The organism is Chryseobacterium gambrini, assembly GCF_027920505.1.
GTDB classification, from domain to species: Bacteria; Bacteroidota; Bacteroidia; order Flavobacteriales; family Weeksellaceae; genus Chryseobacterium; species Chryseobacterium gambrini.
The window spans coordinates 1,558,769-1,575,673 of the sequence record NZ_CP115857.1; the positions used below are offsets into that span (position 1 = coordinate 1,558,769).

Genomic DNA, 16,905 nt, shown 5'->3' on the forward strand with positions numbered 1-16,905 from the left:
TTCACATAAAGTTAACAATTATATTCTTTTCTTAATGTTTAGTTAAGAAAAAATTAAATTTCCCTAAACCATTTCCTCCGTTAATTCTTTATTCCTTTGCACCGAAAGAATATAGTAAAAAAGAAATGAATTTTAGAAAACTGAGTATCGCAGTTTTGTTTTTAACAACATCGGGAACTGTACTTTACGCTCAAGAGACCAAAAACGACACCGTAAAGAAAGAAAAGAAAATCGAAGGTGTAGTCATTAAAGGATCTACTAAAAAAGGAACTGAAGCGAACCTTATCAACTTACAGAAAAAGTCTGTAGAAGTTATAGAACGCGTAGGTTCTGTACAGCTTGCCAAGCAAGGTGTAGGAGATGCTGCAACAGCTGTAACAAAGGCTACCGGAACGACAAAGCAGGAAGGAAGCGGACAGATTTTCGTAAGAGGTCTTGGTGACAGATACAACAGCACTACGTTAAACGGACTGCCGATTCCATCGGACGATCCGGAATATAAAAACATCAATCTTGAGATTTTCAAAACCTCAATGATCGAATATATTTCTTTAGATAAAGTCTATAATCCTAAAATGCTTGGAGATTTCGGCGGAGCGAATGTAAACATTGTTTCTAAGGAGCATACCGGAAAGCCTTATTTTAAGATAGGATTAGGAAGCAGCATTAATCTTCAGACATTCGATAAAAAAGACTTCAAAGTTCAGGACGGAGCACCCGGATTCTTCGGATATAAAGAAACTACTTTCACCAAAGGAAATCCTTATCAGAAATATCCTTTCCAGACGAGCTGGAATTTTAAAAATGCCAGAAATCCTTTTAATACAGATATGAATATTGAAGGTGGGGCGACTTTCGGTAAGCTTTCATTATTTGCTTACGCAGGATTTGAAAATTCTTATGAATACAGCCAAGGACAGGAAGGTTATTATTTCTTCGATAACACGCCAAGTAAAAATTATACAAGCGTAGAGCGTTTTAATTACAAAACAAACACTACTGCATTGGTTAATCTGGGGTATAAAATCAACTCTAATCACAGAATCAGCTTTACCTCCAACTACATTCATTCTTCCGATCAGTCGGCAAAAATTTATCAGGGATATTCTTATGATGTAGACAGAAATGTGATCATTAACAGAGGTGATAATAAAATTACCACAACCTGGGTAAATCAGTTACTGGGTACTCACAAACTGGGTGAAACATGGTCTGCAGACTGGGCTTTAGGATACAATATGCTCAACAGTAAAAGACCAGACCGTCTTCAGAATACTATTGATGCAACAAACTCTCAGCTAATTGCAGGAAGTGCGATCAACAACCACAGATATTTTGATGAACTTAAGGATAATACGGTTTTAGGTCATGCTTATCTTACCAAAACTTTTGAAAAATTCAAAGTAACATTAGGATACGACGGACAGTACAAAGACAGAAGGTTTGAAAATACCACCATCGGTATGAACTTCAGCAATGTGGTACCTGTAGATCCTAACAATATCGACGGATACATTAATGCAGGAAACAATTCTTTATTCTCTTACATTACATTCCAGCCGATTAATAAATTGTTTAATCCTTTTTATTATACTGCAAAGCAGAATATTCAGTCTGGGTTAGCGAATGTTGACATCACACTTTCTGATAAATTCATCATCCAGGTTGGAGGCCGTTTCGATTATATCGATATGCAGATGAAATGGTTGGATCCAATTGCACAGGACGGTAAAAAGAATAAGCAATACAATAAATTCTTACCTGCTTTAAATGCTAAATACAGCGTTAATGACAAGCAGAATTTAAGATTGGCTTTCTCAAAATCATACACATTACCACAGGCAAAAGAAATTATTCCGATTGCTTATTATGATGTAACGACAAATACTTACGGAAACCAGTTCCTGAATCCTTCGGACAATTACAATTTAGATCTTAAATGGGAAATGTTTCCGAAATCGGGAGAGCTTATCTCTGTAACAGCTTTCGGAAAATATATCCAGAACGCGATTGCAAGAACAAGCTATGCGAGTTCTGCACCAAGTGACATGACGTATTTCAACATTTCAGATTGGGGTTATATTGTAGGAGCAGAAGCTGAATTCAGAAAAGACCTGTATTCGTGGAATAATTCTAAAGTGTACACTTTCCTAAATGCTACTTATATGCACTCTGAACAGGAATTTAAATCTGAAAACGAAATTGCTAAAAATAACGGAGGTAAAACAATCGTATTCAACACTCCGAAAGATAAAATTCAGGGAGTTGCAGATTTTATTGCCAACGTAAACGTAGGATATAACTATAAATGGAATAATGTAAACAGCTTAGACTTCGTAGTATCCTATTCTCATATCGGTAAAAGTCTTTATTCTGTAGGAACAGGATTCATCGGAAACTTTTACGAAGTACCGAGAGAAATTCTGGATATGAACTTAAGCTTTACCTTAAATAAAATCGGAATCGGAATTTCTGCAAAGAACTTACTGAATCCTCACTTTAAAATCGAACAGGAAAACACCACTAAAACATTTATCCACAAAGACTACACGAAAGGTCGTCAGTTAGGATTAAATCTATCATATAAATTTTAATAAAAATAAAAATCTATAAAAAGTTATGAAAAAAACAATCTTAAAAGCTGCTCTTTTCTTCTCGTTAACTGCGGCATTCTCATCCGTTGCCGTTTCGTGCAGCAACTCTGATGATGATACTACAGATACAATCTCAACAATCGACCCAAGCAATTTCAAAGGAAATATTGCTGCCGGAACCACTATAACATTAGACCCGTCAAAAGTATATACAATCACCGGTAAGGTAATGGTAGAAAGCGGCGCAAGCCTTATCATTCCTGCAGGAACAAGAATTACGGTAGCGGAAGGTGCAAATTACCTTATCGTAGACAGAGGGGGTAAAATTTTCGTAAACGGAACTTCTTCTAATCCGGTAATTTTTGAAGGTACTACGCACAAACAAGGACATTGGGGAGGAATCGTGATCTTAGGTAACGCTCCTACCAACAGAACTTCTTCAGGTACTTCTACTTCAGAATTGGGAGATTTAACATACGGTGGAACGAATACCGGTGATAATTCAGGTATCATTAAATATCTGGTAATTAAAGACAGTGGTTTCAAATACAATCCTGAAAAAGAATTCAACGGACTTTCTCTTTTCGGAGTAGGTAGCGGAACTACAATTTCTTACGTATACGTTACTACTGGTGCAGATGATGGTGTAGAGTGCTTCGGAGGAAACGTAAATCTGGATCACGTTGTGGTAACCGGTGTTGGAGATGATTCTTTCGACTGGACGGAAGGATACAGAGGAACGGTAAATTATCTGTATGCTGCAAGAATGAAGGCTTACCAGACTGCTGCCGAGCCAGGAAACAGAGGAATTGAAGCCGATACTCAGGATACAAACCCTAACACAACTTTCGGAAACGGAGCTTCTAATCCGGTGATCAACAATGCTACTTTCTTAGGAAACACTGCAGGATCAGAATCGCAAGGGATGAAAGTAAGAGCTGGTTCTAACGGTCAGTTTGACAACATCGTTTTAGCCAACTTTACAACAGGTCTTGATTTTGAAACAGACAGAACTTTAACATGGTTTCAGGGTGGTTCTTACATCAAAAACTTAAGATTTGTAAATGTTACCACAAAATCTAAAGCTAAAAATACAGCGGGAACTGCGGTAGACATCACTTCGATCTTTACAGAAAATAATTCTGCAGTAGGCGCAGGTAACGGTACAGCATTACCAGACTGGGCTAAAGGATGGACAGGGCTTTCTAGCTTTGATACTACAGACGCTATGAATTAATAATTAGTAATTAGTTTCTTCATATTTAATTCAAAAAACGGCATCGGAAAGATTTTTCCGATGCCGTTTTCATGAATAGATACAATTTTATATTCATTAAAATACAATTGGGAAAATAAGAAGAAAAATGGTAATTTGGTCTTTTCAAATAAACAGATCTTTAACAGTCTGTTTAAGAAGTAAAATCTAAAAACATTATGAAAAACCGCTTTCAGCATATTTTAGCAGCTTTTATTATCAGTACATCGCTTGTTGTTCATTCTTGTAATAAAGAAGATGAGGACGTTGCGACTATTCCGGTTGTAGGAATTGCAAAAGATCCAAGTAATTTCAAAGGGGAAGTTACAAGTGGACAGGTTGTAACTCTGGATGCCACAAAAGTATATGTACTTAATGGTGCTGTTACTGTAAAAAACGGAGGAAAACTTGTTATTCCGGCAGGAACGAGAATTGTTGCCACAGCAGGAGCATCTTCTTACCTTTTAGTGGAACAGGGAGGACAGTTGTACGCGAACGGAACCTTTAATTCGCCGGTTTCCTTCAGATCTTCCACAGAAGCTTCGGGAAGTTGGGGCGGTGTTGTTATCTGCGGAAAAGCTCCTGTAAACACTGGTACAACTAACGCTTCGGAAATTTTAAATTCCGCTTACGGGGGAACTTCAGCAACAGATAATTCAGGTTCTCTGACTTATGTGAAAATTGAAAACGCGGGAGTGAGTTTTTCAACCAATGTAAAATTCAACGGACTTTCTCTTTTTGGGGTAGGAAGTGATACGAAAGTTGAGAATATTGCTTTGATTAATGGTGCAGAAGACGGAATCCAGATGTATGGAGGAACGGTAAATCTTTCCAACATCGTCTCCATAGGAAACGAAGATGATGCTTTTGTATGGACAGACGGATGGATCGGAACCGCTACCAATATTTTTACTAAAAGAAAAACAAACGGCTCTGGAAATGCCGCAATAAAAGGACTTAACAATACTTCGAATCCTGCTGCAACTCCAGTTTCCAGCCCTACTGTTAAAAATGTGACGCTCTTAGGCGGAACTTCGGGAGAATCCAAAGCCATCAGATTATATTCCGGAACGTATGCTAGTTTTGAAAATGTAGTGGTTTCTAACTGGACCAACGGATTTTCTATTGAAAGTGATCCGACTGTGACCTATATTAACGGACAAAGTAAAATTAAAGATGCTTTTTTCGATACGAATGTTACGAATAAAGTAACTGCTACCTCAACTTCAGGTTCCAGTGTAACACTCTTAAGCAATACCTACAACGAAAAAACAGATGCAATTGGGGCAGGAAATAAGCTTGGAAATCCGGCTTGGGCAATCGGTTGGTCTTCTTTACAATAAAAATTAATTGTATAAAATAAACAATCGGCTTCAGATAAATCTGAAGCCGATTCTGTTTCAACAAAGGATTGAAAATCATCTATCCTTTAATATTTTTTCAACTAAGAATATTCGAATTTTCTTACTGCTTCCAGCGTCATATCTATTTCTCTGTCTTTAATCGCATCACTGATGAAATAAGTCTCATAACCACTCGGTGGAAGATAAACTCCGTTTTGCAGCATCTGATGGAAGAAATTATTAAACAATGCATGATTGGCTTCCTGAGCTTCATCAAAATTAGAAACCCTGTTAATATGGAAGAATACAGACATCATAGATCCTTTTCTGTTGATTTTGTGGGCAATTCCTTTTTCATTTAAAATTTTGCCAATTTCAAAATCCAAAGTTTCCGTAGTTTTTGCCAGTCTGTTGAAGAATTCCGGATCATTTTTTATCAACTGTAAAGTTTTCAGTCCGGCTCTCATGGCTAAAGGATTTCCGCTTAATGTTCCTGCCTGATAAACGCCTCCTTTTGGAGCCAGATAATCCATAATTTCGTTTCTTCCTGCAAAAGCACCTACCGGAAGTCCGCCTCCGATCACTTTTCCGTATGTTACCAAATCCGCTTTTACGTTGTACAGTTCCTGAGCTCCTCCAAAAGCTAATCTGAAACCTGTCATCACCTCATCAAAGATTAATAAAGCTCCGTTTTCATCGCAGATTGTTCTTAATTTCTGAAGGAATTCATTTTCCGGCAAAACACAGCCCATATTTCCGGCAACCGGCTCAATAATTACCGCTGCAATTTCGCCTTGATTATGTCTGAAAAGATCTTCAACCTGCTCAAAATCATTGTATCTTGCCAGTAAAGTATCTTTTGCCGTTCCAGCCGTTACGCCCGGAGAATTCGGATTTCCGAAAGTCGCTGCACCACTACCCGCTTTTATCAGAAATGAATCTGAATGACCGTGATAGCAGCCTTCAAATTTTATAAACTTATCTCTTCCTGTAAAGCCTCTCGCCAATCTGATCGCGCTCATACAGGCTTCCGTACCCGAAGAAACCATTCTGATCTGATCTACATTCGGAACGTTTTCTGTAATGAATTTTGCGATTTCCGTTTCCAGTTCTGTGGGTGCTCCGAAAGAGAATCCTTTTTCAGCCTGAATTTTCAGTTCTTTCAAAACTTCGGGATGCGTATGTCCTAAAATAGCAGGTCCCCACGAATTGATGTAATCGATGTAGGTATTATCATCCGCATCCGTAAGATAGGCTCCTTTTGCAGATTTCATAAAAACAGGCACTCCTCCTACAGATTTGAATGCTCTCACCGGAGAATTTACGCCTCCCGGAATGTATTTGTAAGCTTCTTCGAATAAAGCTGAACTTCTTTGGTATTTCATATGTCACTGTTGGTTAACAGTTTATAGCTGTTAGTTTTAACCAACAACTATAAACCATCAACGAAAATTAATTTCTGGGTTTTTTATCAATCAAATAAATTACTTGTCCGGCGGAAGGTTTCTGTCCTTCATCCATTCTGTTTTTAGCGTATAATTTATTTAATTTAATTCCGAATTTCTGGGCGATATCATGCATATCTTCGCCTGCTTCGGCTTTGTAAGTTGCAGTAACTCCGTCAGAATTTTTAGATTCGAGGAAAACAATTTCATTTTTCTTCAGAACATCACTTTCGAGTTCATTCCATTTCATGAGTTTGCTTTCACTGATTTTGAATTTTTTGGCAATGAATTCCACGTTGGTATCTTCAGGAATGATGATGTATTTTAATCCGTCATTCGGATGACTTTTAATTAAAATGGTATTAAGAATTTCCGCTTTTGTTTTAATTCTTTCCACTCTTTTCTGTTGCTGAGCGTAAGAAGTCTGTTTGTAAGGAACCTCAACGGTTACAGGTTCTTTTACTTTTTTGGTATATTTTTCCGGTTCCAGCTGAGCCATGAAAGCTCTGTCGTCTTTCAGATCCGGATACAGTTTCAGAACGGCGTATAAAGCTTCTTTTGAGTTGGTATTGTCGAATTCGTACAATTTATACCTTTCAATTTTCCCGATTAATATGGAAGCGTATCGGGGATTTGTTGCATAACCTGCTTTTTTAAGACCTGTTGCCCACGCTTTGTAATCTTTCATATCTAAATTGAAAAGATTGGCGTAATACTTCCTTGTTGATAAAAAGATGGAATGATCTTCATACGACTGTCGCGGATCGTCGTAAACACGGAAACATTCATTCGGAGCGTCATCGGTGTGCTTCATGGTTTTTCCTGTCCAGTCTTCTTTACATTTAATCCCGAAATGGTTTTTCCCTTCCAGAGCTAATCGGCTTTGTCCGCCTCCCGTTTCCAAAAGTCCCTGTGCAAGCGTGATGGAAGCGGGAATTTTATATTTTTCCATTTCCTCCACTGCATATTTTGCAAATTTCTGGATATACTGATCTTCGGTTGCCCAGGTCTGAGCTGAGAATTTTGATAAAACTAAAAGGCTTACGATGGTGAAAAGTCTTTTCATGTTTTTCAATTTAAATTATATAATTAAATTTCTGTTCTGTTTTTCTAAAAGCAAATTGGCTCCTTCAATCCCCTGCAAACCGCCGGTGTGGAAGCACAAAATTTTGCTGTTCTCAGGAAAATAATCTTCATCTATCAATTCGAAAATTTTCTGCATCATCTTTCCTGTATAGACCGGCTCCAGCGGAATTCCGTATTTCTCTTTAAAATCATTAATAAAACGAACATTTTCGTCCTTTATTTTGCCATAACCTCCAAAACCTGAATCTATTAGATCAAAATTTTTCTTAGAAGTTAGTTCAGCGATTTTATTTTCCAGCGAATCATCGTCAACCGCTTTAAATCCTATAACTTTCTGATTTTCTTCACTGAATTTTAAAATTCCGGCAACCGTTCCTCCTGTTCCGACTGCGGTGCAAAGATAATCAAAATCTTTTGTATCGTCATTCAGCATCATTTTTACGCCTTCTACAGCGGCTTCATTGGTTCCTCCTTCCGGTACGATGAGCGCTTCCGGGAATTCTTTTTGTAAAAATTCAGTCAGTTTTTCTTTGTGGCGATATTCTTCCCTCGTTACAAACTTCAGATTCATTCCGTTTCTTCTGGCAAAAAGTAAAGTCGGATTGTCGCGCCATTTGTCTTTCAGCTCCTCTCCTCTTATAATCCCTAAAGTCGGAATATCTGCTAAATTTCCGACTGCAGAAACGGCAGAAATATGGTTTGAAAATGCACCTCCAAAAGTAATGATGTAGGGTTTTTCCGAATTTCCGGACAGATAATTATTAATATTGAAAAAAAGCTTCCAGTATTTATTTCCTGAAATCTGAGGATGAATTAAATCTTCCCTTTTCATGAAAAGTCTCACTTTTTTACCAAGAGGAATTTCCTGAATCGGGATTTTTTCGGATGGAATATTTAATACCATTTAGGCTGAATCTATTTTACAAAAATAGTGTTTTTTAGATGTTTAATTTTGGTTTGAAAATGTGAGGTTTATCATTGAAGGTAAGGATGGGTTAATTTTATTTTTACATATTTGACCACCTCGTCAAAAATTCTTTCGAATTTTTGCCACCCCTCCAGAGGAGGGGAATTTTGTGAGGTGTTATTGGAAATCTAATCCCTGATAACTATTTTCTAATTTTAAAGGTATTTTCTGAAACTCCAGAATTTTCTTTTCCTGAGATAGTTCAAATTATGTTCGTTGGAATAAGCTTCTCTTTCAAAAGAAATTCTTTTATAAGCCTGATAACTGTTCTTCAGTTTAAAAAACCAATAGTAATATTCGATTACATAAAAAATATAGAAGAAAATAATGAGCATTTCCAACTGTTGTCTTAAATGTATTTTTTCATGATTAATCAATATTTTATTTTTCTTATCTTCGGGATTCCTAATGAAGATAAAAGGGAACAGAGCGATGCCGTTGATTTTTAATTTTTTTAAAGGCTTTTGGCATATAATTATCATACTAACAAATATAAAGTTTTTTGACTTAGAGATTTAACCTATGGCACTTTTTGACATCAAAGAAGGTGAAGACTTTTACTACAACGAGCAGGGGTATAAAGTTTTTACGGAAAAGTTTCATCTGAAGAGAGGACATTGCTGTAAAAGTGGCTGTAGACATTGTCCTTACGGATACGATAAAAAGACCGATACATTTATTAAAAACGATAAAAAAAATAAATAAAATGAAGCGATATATCTTCTTACTGTTAGCTTCGGCTACTTTGGGTTTAACGTCTTGCAGTCCTTTCAACGTACGTTCTGACTATGCGGACACGGCAAATTTTAATTCATACAAAACTTATAAATTAAGAATTGATGATTTAAAACTGAATGATATTGATAAAGACAGAGTTTTGAATGAACTGTCGAGACAGCTTCAAAGCAAAGGTCTTCAATCCGGAGAAAATCCTGATCTGATTGTAAATATAAAAGCCAACCATAAAAAAGTAACGGACGTTACCACGACTTCACCTTACGGAGCATGGGGTTGGGGCGGACCTTTCGGATGGGGAATAGGCATGAACAGAACATGGACGAGCAACTATAATGAAGGGGCAATTATTGTGGATCTGGTAGATGCTAAAACCAATAAACTGGTTTGGCAGGGAATCGGAAGCGGAATTTCTGTTGACAGACCTAAAGCGAAACAAAAGCAAATTCCTGAAATTATGGCGGAAATTATGAAGAATTATCCTCCGATGAAATAAGATATAAATCAATCAAATATATAAGAAAGTCAATGCAGTAATTGCATTGACTTTTTTATTGAATTAATGATGTCTCGTTCCTTTATGATGATAGCCGACATTTTGGGGATGAGCTTCATAATTTTTCTGAATTCTATCATTCTGGAAATTCCGGTTTACAGATTTTTCTGATGTTTCAGGGGTTTTGAAATGTACTTCTTTTCCGTTTTTGTACATTTTACCATCTGTGGTTAAATAAGTTTCATCCTTCTTATAGACTTTGCCGTCTTCTCCTGTGAAAATTTCAGGTTCATTCTTTGAGTTTTTCATCTTTCGGCTAAGATAAACCAAAGTCCCGCCGGTAATTAATGCCAGTGCAATTTTTATTTTGTGATTCATAATGGTGATTTTCCAGAATAAGACAAAATATCTGCCAAATGTAATTTTAATACATTCTAAATTTTTATTTTCAATATTACTTAAAACCATTCAAAATCATCTCATTTTCAATAAAAAAACAAAGTTTAATCTTGCATACCATTCTACGCATAATTAAATTTAACAATTCCGTAATTTTTTATTGATAAATTTATAGTAATCTTAAAGTCTAAAATCTTGACATGAAAAAACGATTACTAATGATTGTATTTGCTTCTGTTTTAGCAAATGCTCAGGCTCCTTCGGGATACTACAACTCTGCTAACGGACTTTCCGGCGCTTCCCTGAAAACGGCTTTAAGCACCATTATTACGAATGGACATCTTGACAAAGGCTACAACGGACTTTGGACGGCGTACAAAACAACTGACATCGACAAGAACTATGAGAATGATGGTTCTATTCTGGACATCTACTCAGAAAAACCTGTAGGTACAGATCCTTACAAATTTACACCGGTTACCAACCAATGCGGAACTTATTCGGTGGAAGGAAATTGTTATAACCGTGAACATATTATTCCTCAGAGCTTTTTTAACGAAGCCTCTCCTATGGTTTCAGATATTCATTTTATCAGAGCTACAGACGGAAAAGTAAACGGAATGCGCTCTAATTATCCTTTCGGAAAGGTGGGAACTGCAACGTTTACTTCAAAAAACGGTTCTAAGCTTGGAAATTCTGTTTCTTCAGGTTTCTCGGGAACAGTGTTCGAGCCTATTGATGAATTTAAAGGTGATGTAGCAAGAATGGTATTTTATTTTGTTACGAGATACCAAAGCAAACTCTCCACGTTTACATCCGGAAATATGTTGGGCAGTTCTGCTTTTCCGGGTTTGCAGACTTGGGAACTGAATGTTTTATTGGCTTGGCATAATCAGGATCCCGTTTCTCAGGCGGAAATTAACAGAAACAATGCTTCTTATACTTATCAGGGAAACAGAAATCCTTTTATCGATAATCCTAACTACGTGACCCAAATCTGGGGCTCCGCTTCTGGTTCCGGAGGTACATCTACTCCACCAAGCTCGTCAAGCTGCGGTAACGAAACATTTGAGACCATTCCTTCTGAAAGTTCGGCTTCTTATTTAACAAGAACATGGACAAATAATGGGATTACATGGACAGCAACAGATTCCAGAACAGATCAGACGATCTCCACCAAAGCAATCACCATTAGAGACGGCGCATTAACATCGAGCAGTTCAGCGAATGGAATTGGCTCATTAACGGTAACTACCCAACTGAAATTTACAGGTTCCAATGACACCTTCACCGTTAAAGTAAACGGAACAGCGGTAGGAACCGTACCTTACAATACCTCTGCAACAACAACCACTATAAGCAATATTAATATTTCGGGGAATGTCGTTATAACTTTAGAAAACAATTCTACCACCAACAGAGTTGCTATTGATAATCTGAGCTGGACCTGTTATTCCGGAACGGCAAGACAGGTTCAAAGTATTTCTTCCGAATTAATTTCAGATCAGAATACATTACAGATTTCGCCTAATCCTGTTTCCAATAATGAAATTTTTGTGAAAGGAGAAACGCAGAATATTAAGAAAGCGGAGATCTACAATCTTCATGGAAAAGCAATGCAGACCATTGATCAGCCTTTTAAAAACAGTAAAAATTCTATTAAAATTAAAAATCTGGAGCAGGGAATTTATATTCTAAAATTAGACGCTTCTTCATTGAAGTTTATTGTGAAATAAATTTTCCTTTAAGAAATAATAAAGCCTTCTCTCAATTGAAAGAAGGCTTTTATTTTATATGAATTTCATTAAAAATTAACGATTCTGTAATTTTATATTTATAAATTTTATGGTAATATTACGATCTTAAAAATTTACCATGAAAAAACAACTATTAATGTGGGGATTTGCTTCAGTTTTGGCAAATGCTCAGGCTCCTGCGGGTTATTATAATTCTGCCAACGGACTTTCCGGAGCTTCTCTGAAAACAGCATTGAGTTCAATTATTACGAACGGTCATCAGGACAAAGGCTACAACGCACTATGGACGGGTTTTAAAATAACCGACATCGACAAAAATTATGAAAACGACGGTTCTATTTTAGACATTTATTCTGAAAATCCTACCGGCGCAGATCCTTACAATTTTATTCCTGTAACCAACCAATGCGGAACGTATACAGAAGAAGGAAATTGCTATAACAGAGAACATATTATTCCTCAGAGTTTGTTTAATTCTGCTTCGCCGATGTATTCCGACATCAATTTCATCAGAGCAACAGACGGAAAAGTAAATGCCATGAGGGCAGATTATCCTTTTGGAATCGTAGGAACTGCGACTTCGCTATCGTCTAACGGTTCTAAACTTGGAAGTTCTGCTTCACCCGGATATTCTGGGATTGTTTTTGAACCTGTTAATGAATTTAAAGGGGATGTTGCGCGTATGATTTTTTATTTTGTAACCCGCTATCAGAGTAAGCTTGCTACATTTTCTTCGGGAGATATTTTAGGTAATTCTGCTTTTCCGGGATTGCAGACCTGGGAACTTAATGTTCTGCTGGCTTGGCACAATCAGGATCCTGTATCTCAGGCGGAAATCAACCGGAATAATGCTACCTATGCTTATCAGGGAAACAGAAATCCTTTTATCGATAATCCGAATTATGTAAACCAGATCTGGGCTCCCGCAGATACACAGGCTCCGACAACCGTGACAGGGCTTAGTGTTTCCGGAACTACTTCAAGCAGCATTTCGCTTTCATGGAATGCTTCAACCGATAATGTCGGGGTTACGTCGTATAATGTATATATGAACGGAAATTTACAGGCAACAGTAAGCTCCACTTCTACAACCATTTCCGGATTAAGTCCTTCCACTACTTATCCTTTTTATATTGTAGCAAAAGATGCTGCTGGAAATTCATCTCCGAACAGCTCTATCGTTTCAGGTACAACCAATGCTCCGATCGATACACAGGCTCCTTCCACTGTTACCGGTCTTGCGGTTACGGGAACTTCGCCAAGCAGCATTTCGCTGTCGTGGAATGCTTCGTCAGATAATGTTGGCGTTACTTCGTATGATGTCTACATGAACGGAAGTTTAAAAACATCGGTAAGTGCAACTTCTGCGACTATTTCAGGCTTAAATGCTTCCACAACTTATACCTTTAATGTGATTGCTAAAGATGCTGCAGGAAATTCTTCAGCCAACAGCTCTACAGTTTCGGGAACTACGGATGCGGTTCCTCCTCCGACAAATTGCGTCTATGAAAATTTTGAAAATATTCCTGCAGGTACAACAGGATATTTAACGAGAACATGGACAAACAACGGCATTACGTGGACAGCAACGGATGCAAGAACGGATCAGACGATTTCCAACAAAGCGATTACAATAAGAGACGGCGCGTTAACTTCAAGCAGTTCAGCGAATGGAATTGGATCACTGACTGTAACTACTCAACTGAAATTTACAGGTTCTAACGGAACTTTCACCGTTAAAGTAAACGGAACGGCTGTTGGAACAATTCCTTACAACATCAGTGCGGCAACTACCACAATAAGCAATATTAATATTCCGGGGAATGTGGTGGTAACTTTAGAAAATAATTCTACCACCAACAGAGTTGCTCTTGATGATCTGAGCTGGACCTGTTATTCGGGAATGGCAAAGCAGATTCAAAGTATTTCTTCCGAATTAATTTCAGATCAGAATACATTACAGATTTCGCCTAATCCTGTTTCCAACAATGAAATTTTTGTAAAAGGAGAAACGCAGAATATTAAGAAAGCGGAGATCTATAATCTTCACGGAAAAGTAATGCAGACAATAGATCAGCCTTTTAAAAACAGTAAAAATTCTATTAAAATTAAAAATCTCGAGCAGGGAATTTATATTTTAAAGTTAGATGCTTCTTCATTGAAGTTTATTGTGAAATAAATTTTCCTTTAAGAAATAATAAAGCCTTCTCTCGATTGAAAGAAGGCTTTTATTTTTAAATTAATAAGAAATTACTGTCCCATCAGTTCTCTCATTCTTTCCTGCATCAGTTGCGGGTCTTTCATAGCGTCCCAGCCAAGAGTAGAAATCATGACAACAACGTAAACTACGTATAAAATACTTAATACAATTCCGATGATTGCCATTATTTTTCCGGCATTCAATTGTCCGTAATTTGAATAAGCTGTCGGATTTTTTCTGTAAAGTTCTCCGTCTTTTTTGGCCAGAACCAATGCAATGATCCCTGCAATAAGTCCCGGAAGTCCGTAACAGCAACATCCGATAATTGATACAATTCCTAAGATTAGTACCGCCGTTGCATTAGGTAATTTTTGTTGTTCCATAGTTATAATTTAATTGATTAATGTATAGGTAAGTATAAATGTTTATAAAAATAAGAAGTAACCATAATGACGGCATTGATAATCGCAAGAAAAACTAAAATATTACTGTAATTCCGTTTTCTGTCTACAAAATTGAGGAAAACCGTTCCGAAAAAAAGCAATAAAGTGTAGACTGCAGGAAACATATGAAATGCTTCGCCAAATCTGCCTTCAAAAACCATGACGATAGCTCTCTGCGTTCCGCACCCAAAACAATCGATTCCAAAGAATTTCTTGATGGGACAAGGCAGCATAAAGTCTTCTATTTTCATTGTAATATATGGTTATGATTCTCAAATATATAAAAAAATTATTTAGAAATTTTTGCTCTTAAATACTGATGCGGAAAGAAGCATTCTTCATCCATTTCAAAAGAACCCTGAACTGCGATGTAAGGATTTCTTAAGCTTTCTCTTGCGATAAATATTAAATCTGCCTCTCCTTTCTGCAGAATTTCCTCTGCCTGATTGACTCTCGTAATTAATCCTACAGCTCCTGTTTTTGTTGCTGAATCATTTTTCACCTGTGACGCAAGCGGAACCTGATAGCATTCGTGAACCGGAATTTTTACTCCGTGAATATTTCCTCCACTGGAAACATCAACAAGATCTACCGAATGGTTTTTAAGGATTTTAGCAAGCTCGGCACTGTCTTCTATTTCCCAGCCGTTTTCTGCGTATTCTGTTCCGGAAATTCTTACAAATAAAGCGACATTTTCATTTAATTCTTCATTCACGGCGTCTACAATTTCAATTAAAAACCGTATTCTGTTCTCGAAACTTCCGCCATATTCATCGGTTCTAATGTTGGAAAGCGGTGATAAAAACTGATGGATAAGATAACCGTGTGCCGCGTGAATCTCTATGACATCGAAACCTGCATCTACAGATCTTCTTGCTGCCTGTCTGAAGTTTTCAACCTGTTCTTTAATTTCCTCAATGGTTAAAACATGTGGAATTCTTTCGGTCGGATGATACGGAATCGGACTTGGTGCGATGGTTTCCCAGCCTTCTTCAATAGGGATCTGTACATTGTTCCATGCAGATCCTTTTCTTCCGGCATGCGCAAGCTGAATTCCTATTTTGGTTTCTGAGTTCTGGTGTACAAATTTTACAATTTTCTGGAGTTTTTCTGCCTGTTCGTCGTTCCAGATTCCCATACAGTGATTGGTAATTCTTCCGCGGGGTTCTACTCCCGTTGCTTCAACGATGATTAATCCTGTTCCGCCCTGCGCTCTGCTTCCGTAATGCACAAAATGAAAGTCGTTGGCTAATCCGTTTTCGGAAGAATACATACACATTGGAGACATTACCCAACGGTTTTTCAACTCAACATTTCTGAATCTGATTGGAGTGTATAACATTTTTTGATCTGATTTTTAAAATTTTTAAAGAATGTGATGGTGTTGCCCACCTCATGAAAAAAAAGTAAATTTATCCCCCTTTTTTTAAACCCACAATATATGAAAAAAGAAACTCATATCAGTTACGAATATTTTAACAATAACGCTGAACTGAACGATATAGAAAAAAAATTATTTGCAAAAGCGAAAGAAGCGCGCGAGAATGCTTATGCTCCCTACTCTCATTTTCTGGTTGGCTGTTCTGTGCTTCTGGAAAACGGAGAGATCTACACCGGGAACAATCAGGAGAATGCGGCGTATCCTTCGGGGCTTTGCGCGGAAAGGACTGCTCTTTTCTGGATCGGGGCAAATTTTCCGTCTGAAAAAATAAAGAAAATCTTTATTGTAGGCGGACCGAAGGAGTTTTCTGAGAAAAATCCGCCGATTCCACCATGCGGATCGTGCAGACAGAGCATTATTGAATATGAAACGAAGCAGAATGAAAATATTGAGCTTTATTTTTCTAATCTGAATGATGAGGTGGTGAAGGTACATTCTATTAAGGATCTTCTGCCGTTTTATTTTGACGGTACTTTTTTATAGTTAAAATGTTTAAATAATAGTAAATAAGAATTCAGGTTGGATTTTCGCAAGGGCGCAAAGTTGTTTAAGATAGTATGCTTTAAGGCGCAAGGATTTTATCTGCGATAAAATTTCATCAGCATTATAAAAGAAAATTTTTAATTTTCTCCTTGTGTCTTAAAAGAATAGAAATTTTATCAAACCTTTCACCTTAGCGTTTTTATTTTTATTTTAAAAAGTTTAAACTCCTGGCTGGATTTTTATTTAAGGGAAAGTTTTTTA

The 16,905-nt window shown here is 37.1% G+C and carries 16 protein-coding genes; 8 read left to right on the plus strand and 8 right to left on the minus strand.

Annotated elements, in window-relative coordinates:
* Positions 1-125: 125 nt before the first annotated feature.
* The 3 genes from PFY09_RS06920 (at position 126) to PFY09_RS06930 (ending at position 5,192) form a co-directional block, all read left to right on the plus strand.
* On the plus strand, positions 126-2,594 hold the full coding sequence (locus tag PFY09_RS06920) for a TonB-dependent receptor domain-containing protein (RefSeq protein WP_076396544.1): 2,469 nt from the start codon (positions 126-128) through the stop codon (positions 2,592-2,594).
* A 25-nt stretch (positions 2,595-2,619) separates the two neighbouring features.
* Complete coding sequence (locus PFY09_RS06925; protein WP_271161917.1) at positions 2,620-3,831, plus strand: hypothetical protein; 1,212 nt, start codon at positions 2,620-2,622, stop codon at positions 3,829-3,831.
* A gap of 197 nt (positions 3,832-4,028) precedes the next feature.
* Entirely contained in the window at positions 4,029-5,192 is a 1,164-nt protein-coding gene (locus tag PFY09_RS06930; RefSeq protein WP_271161918.1) for a hypothetical protein, read from the plus strand.
* 101 nt (positions 5,193-5,293) lie between these two features.
* Here the strand turns inward: PFY09_RS06930 and hemL are convergent, their stop codons facing one another.
* From hemL to PFY09_RS06950, 4 genes are all read right to left on the minus strand, one after another.
* A complete protein-coding gene (gene hemL, locus PFY09_RS06935) occupies positions 5,294-6,577 on the minus strand; it encodes a glutamate-1-semialdehyde 2,1-aminomutase (protein WP_271161919.1) in 1,284 nt (427 codons plus the stop codon).
* 67 nt (positions 6,578-6,644) lie between these two features.
* A complete protein-coding gene (locus tag PFY09_RS06940) occupies positions 6,645-7,703 on the minus strand; it encodes a glucosaminidase domain-containing protein (RefSeq protein WP_271161920.1) in 1,059 nt (352 codons plus the stop codon).
* A 15-nt stretch (positions 7,704-7,718) separates the two neighbouring features.
* A complete protein-coding gene (locus PFY09_RS06945) occupies positions 7,719-8,627 on the minus strand; it encodes a 1-aminocyclopropane-1-carboxylate deaminase/D-cysteine desulfhydrase (protein ID WP_271161921.1) in 909 nt (302 codons plus the stop codon).
* Between the two features lie 218 nt (positions 8,628-8,845).
* The gene (locus PFY09_RS06950) at positions 8,846-9,172 is read right to left on the minus strand and encodes a hypothetical protein (protein WP_076396530.1); all 327 of its coding nucleotides are present in this window, start codon (positions 9,170-9,172) and stop codon (positions 8,846-8,848) included.
* A gap of 40 nt (positions 9,173-9,212) precedes the next feature.
* On the opposite strand from PFY09_RS06950, the gene PFY09_RS06955 reads away from it, so the two are divergent.
* The gene (locus PFY09_RS06955) at positions 9,213-9,395 is read left to right on the plus strand and encodes a DUF5522 domain-containing protein (RefSeq protein ID WP_029294953.1); all 183 of its coding nucleotides are present in this window, start codon (positions 9,213-9,215) and stop codon (positions 9,393-9,395) included.
* Position 9,396: 1 nt separating this feature from the next.
* Entirely contained in the window at positions 9,397-9,921 is a 525-nt protein-coding gene (locus PFY09_RS06960; RefSeq protein ID WP_271161922.1) for a DUF4136 domain-containing protein, read from the plus strand.
* 63 nt (positions 9,922-9,984) lie between these two features.
* Here PFY09_RS06960 and PFY09_RS06965 read toward each other — a convergent pair whose 3' ends face one another.
* Positions 9,985-10,299, minus strand: a complete 315-nt coding sequence (locus PFY09_RS06965; protein WP_271161923.1) for a hypothetical protein — start codon at positions 10,297-10,299, stop codon at positions 9,985-9,987.
* Between the two features lie 221 nt (positions 10,300-10,520).
* On the opposite strand from PFY09_RS06965, the gene PFY09_RS06970 reads away from it, so the two are divergent.
* Entirely contained in the window at positions 10,521-12,056 is a 1,536-nt protein-coding gene (locus PFY09_RS06970) for an endonuclease (protein WP_271161924.1), read from the plus strand.
* A 139-nt stretch (positions 12,057-12,195) separates the two neighbouring features.
* The gene (locus PFY09_RS06975; protein ID WP_271161925.1) at positions 12,196-14,256 is read left to right on the plus strand and encodes an endonuclease; all 2,061 of its coding nucleotides are present in this window, start codon (positions 12,196-12,198) and stop codon (positions 14,254-14,256) included.
* A 71-nt stretch (positions 14,257-14,327) separates the two neighbouring features.
* Here PFY09_RS06975 and PFY09_RS06980 read toward each other — a convergent pair whose 3' ends face one another.
* The 3 genes from PFY09_RS06980 to PFY09_RS06990 are packed head-to-tail and all read right to left on the minus strand — an operon-like array spanning position 14,328 to position 16,062.
* The gene (locus PFY09_RS06980) at positions 14,328-14,660 is read right to left on the minus strand and encodes a CCC motif membrane protein (protein WP_076396520.1); all 333 of its coding nucleotides are present in this window, start codon (positions 14,658-14,660) and stop codon (positions 14,328-14,330) included.
* Positions 14,661-14,677: 17 nt separating this feature from the next.
* Positions 14,678-14,971, minus strand: coding sequence for a DUF2752 domain-containing protein (locus PFY09_RS06985; RefSeq protein WP_076396518.1), 294 nt, complete (start codon positions 14,969-14,971; stop codon positions 14,678-14,680).
* 38 nt (positions 14,972-15,009) lie between these two features.
* Positions 15,010-16,062, minus strand: coding sequence for an NADH:flavin oxidoreductase/NADH oxidase (locus PFY09_RS06990; protein ID WP_271161926.1), 1,053 nt, complete (start codon positions 16,060-16,062; stop codon positions 15,010-15,012).
* A gap of 99 nt (positions 16,063-16,161) precedes the next feature.
* Here PFY09_RS06990 and cdd point away from each other — a divergent pair, with 99 nt between their 5' ends.
* On the plus strand, positions 16,162-16,644 hold the full coding sequence (cdd, locus tag PFY09_RS06995; RefSeq protein WP_268054799.1) for a cytidine deaminase: 483 nt from the start codon (positions 16,162-16,164) through the stop codon (positions 16,642-16,644).
* The last annotated feature ends 261 nt before the right edge of the window (positions 16,645-16,905 follow it).

Excerpts from the sequence above, each read along its gene's own strand:
- PFY09_RS06920 (WP_076396544.1), top strand. The coding sequence starts at position 126 with ATGAATTTTAGAAAACTGAGTATCGCAGTTTTGTTTTTAACAACATCG.
- PFY09_RS06925 (WP_271161917.1), top strand. The coding sequence starts at position 2,620 with ATGAAAAAAACAATCTTAAAAGCTGCTCTTTTCTTCTCGTTAACTGCG.
- PFY09_RS06930 (WP_271161918.1), top strand. The coding sequence starts at position 4,029 with ATGAAAAACCGCTTTCAGCATATTTTAGCAGCTTTTATTATCAGTACA.
- hemL (WP_271161919.1), bottom strand. The coding sequence starts at position 6,577 with ATGAAATACCAAAGAAGTTCAGCTTTATTCGAAGAAGCTTACAAATAC.
- PFY09_RS06940 (WP_271161920.1), bottom strand. The coding sequence starts at position 7,703 with ATGAAAAGACTTTTCACCATCGTAAGCCTTTTAGTTTTATCAAAATTC.
- PFY09_RS06945 (WP_271161921.1), bottom strand. The coding sequence starts at position 8,627 with ATGGTATTAAATATTCCATCCGAAAAAATCCCGATTCAGGAAATTCCT.
- PFY09_RS06950 (WP_076396530.1), bottom strand. The coding sequence starts at position 9,172 with ATGATAATTATATGCCAAAAGCCTTTAAAAAAATTAAAAATCAACGGC.
- PFY09_RS06955 (WP_029294953.1), top strand. The coding sequence starts at position 9,213 with ATGGCACTTTTTGACATCAAAGAAGGTGAAGACTTTTACTACAACGAG.
- PFY09_RS06960 (WP_271161922.1), top strand. The coding sequence starts at position 9,397 with ATGAAGCGATATATCTTCTTACTGTTAGCTTCGGCTACTTTGGGTTTA.
- PFY09_RS06965 (WP_271161923.1), bottom strand. The coding sequence starts at position 10,299 with ATGAATCACAAAATAAAAATTGCACTGGCATTAATTACCGGCGGGACT.
- PFY09_RS06970 (WP_271161924.1), top strand. The coding sequence starts at position 10,521 with ATGAAAAAACGATTACTAATGATTGTATTTGCTTCTGTTTTAGCAAAT.
- PFY09_RS06975 (WP_271161925.1), top strand. The coding sequence starts at position 12,196 with ATGAAAAAACAACTATTAATGTGGGGATTTGCTTCAGTTTTGGCAAAT.
- PFY09_RS06980 (WP_076396520.1), bottom strand. The coding sequence starts at position 14,660 with ATGGAACAACAAAAATTACCTAATGCAACGGCGGTACTAATCTTAGGA.
- PFY09_RS06985 (WP_076396518.1), bottom strand. The coding sequence starts at position 14,971 with ATGAAAATAGAAGACTTTATGCTGCCTTGTCCCATCAAGAAATTCTTT.
- PFY09_RS06990 (WP_271161926.1), bottom strand. The coding sequence starts at position 16,062 with ATGTTATACACTCCAATCAGATTCAGAAATGTTGAGTTGAAAAACCGT.
- cdd (WP_268054799.1), top strand. The coding sequence starts at position 16,162 with ATGAAAAAAGAAACTCATATCAGTTACGAATATTTTAACAATAACGCT.